2 protein-coding genes are annotated in these 2208 nt (G+C 54.3%); both read left to right on the forward strand.

The annotated features are described in order from the left end of the window. Nucleotides 1-1216 (forward strand): MATE family efflux transporter (locus tag AC1DLB_RS28160; RefSeq protein ID WP_477786101.1); only part of this gene is annotated, 1216 nt, incomplete at its 5' end. Beyond that, nucleotides 1213-1434 carry a hypothetical protein gene (locus AC1DLB_RS28165; protein WP_146602943.1) on the forward strand — a complete coding sequence of 74 codons (222 nt, stop codon included), beginning with the start codon at nt 1213-1215 and terminating at the stop codon, nt 1432-1434. The genes AC1DLB_RS28160 and AC1DLB_RS28165, both read left to right, overlap by 4 nt. Nucleotides 1435-2208 lie beyond the last annotated feature (774 nt).

Raw genomic sequence — 2208 nt, forward strand, 5'->3', positions numbered from 1 at the left:
CTTCTGTAGCACCGTAGGCGTGTCACGTTCCTTTATTGCACAGGCGAATGGTCGATCGGGGCTCAGCGAGGCTTGGAATGAAGCCGCACTGGGGCTGCTCCTTGGTATTGCCTGCGGTGCCCTGCTGTTTGTCGCCGCCCCGTTGATCGCGATGATCCCACAGCTCAGCTCCCGCCCACCGCAGATTGTCAGCCTCGAATCGCAGTACATGCTCTGGGCGGCGATCTTCGGCGGCGTAATGACGATCGACACAGCGCTGTCCTCATACTTCAACGGTGTGGGTCGAACCCGCGAAACGCTCATGGTCGGCATCGTTGGTCAAGTAGTCGACTCAATCTTCACCGTCGGCCTGGTCTTCGGAAAGTTCGGGCTGCCCGAAATGGGAATGGCCGGAGCCGCTATCGGTACATTGATYGGCACTCTGTCCATGCTGACGTGCTACGCAGTAATGCTGCCTCGAGAAATCTGGCTTGAGTTGATGAACATCTTCATTGCCCGTAGCGAGCGCCTACTGCCTCGGCTGTTTTTCCGGCTGCGTAGAGGTGTTCCCAGTGGCTTATCCGCCGGAGTGGATCAGCTCGGCAACACTGCATTCATCTGGATAGTCGCGGTACTGGGCTCTAGCGCGCTAGCGGCAAACAACGTCAATCTGACGATCAATTACCTGGGCATCATCCCGATCATCGGTTTGGGTATTGGTTGCAGCATTCTGTGCGCCACTGCAGTGGGCAAGGAGCAATACACTGAGTTGGCAACGATCCTACGGGTGACCGTGACCATCGAGCTGTTCTACGTTCTGCTGGTTTCCACCGTTCAAATCACTTTGCCACAGGTCTTGCTCAAGGCTTTCGGCGACTTGGGGCACAACCCGGAGATCGTCGCCCTGGCCATCGATACACAACGCGTACTGTGGACATTCTCCGCCGCCTTTGTCTTCTCTATGACGGGTGCAGCCGTCTTGGAGAGTATTGGCATGGCCAGATTTTCGCTGGTCGTGCGCCTGGTTCTGATGTGGTTTATAAGCATTCCGTTGATCTATTACGTCGCAATGAGCAATCGCGATGTGCCGTCGTCGCTGATGACATGCTGGGTCATCGGTTCGGTGTTCGAATTTTCGATTGGCGCAATTTATTTCTGGCGAATCGCCAAAGCCATTCGAGGGGCCGAAAACCGTCTTCACGCCGATCCTCATCCGGCGAGCGAGAGCGCCCTATGAACCTGAATGAAGTCATTCGTTTCGCACCTTTAGCGATCAACTGCTTTACAGGAAGTCTGGCACAACTATCCAGACGAGGCGGTGTCCTCATCAATGAAGCACAACTGCTTGAGGCCAGCGACGGCTACCTCTGTACCGCGCAGGCCTCGATGAATGGGGCATGCCCGAATACACCTTCGCGATTGAAAACGTCGGGCTTCGTGCTTGCAAGGCATTAGGCGGCAGAGTTGACCCACACGACTACGCCGGCGTGCTCGATCAGTAGCGTCTTGAGTTGCGTGACCCAATCTGTACCGATCGCCAATCGCGCAAGTAGCTAAATAGAGGAACTGCTTGCATACCCAGCAAGGAATCAGGCTTCCTTCAACAACCCTCGCACCATCGACCCAATTGCAGAAGAACCATTCCTGCTGGTCGATTTCCGGGCTCCCGTTGGCAAGTTCTCAAACCCTGTACTACTGTCATCTCGTGCTGGATGCTCGGGATCGTGGACGTTCGATCTCCCCCAAGGTCATGGAATGAAGACCCCATCGTGAACACGCACGTGTTCCAACCGCTGTGCATACGACGTGTACGACGAGCCCAATGTGGCTCCGGTTCACAGGGAGGTGCTTATGGTGGCTTCAGGTCTAAAGCCTCGGCAGCAAATGCTGAGTATTCGCCAATGCATTGATACAAAGCACTCTGCTTTTCTCCCCTACCTCCCCTGGCATCCCCGCTCCAGATTTCAGCCCGCTAAGTACCAGTAACTGAGCATGCGCAGCGTGCACTACCTGAGCATGTGCCTGGTTTATAGGAATGATTGGTAGTGCAATGGATCCAGTGGCTATGAATGGATTTCGCTCTGCGAGATCAATGCACTGCCAAGGCAAACAAGCAGTGGTCATTATATACATTAGGAGTGATCGCATAGTGAGTAACATAACTGTATTCAAGTTTCGGGGACAGTATTTAATTGCTCTATGGATGTGCGTCACCAGCGGTTTATGCAT

It is taken from the genome of Pseudomonas sp. 05N434 (assembly GCF_056396965.1).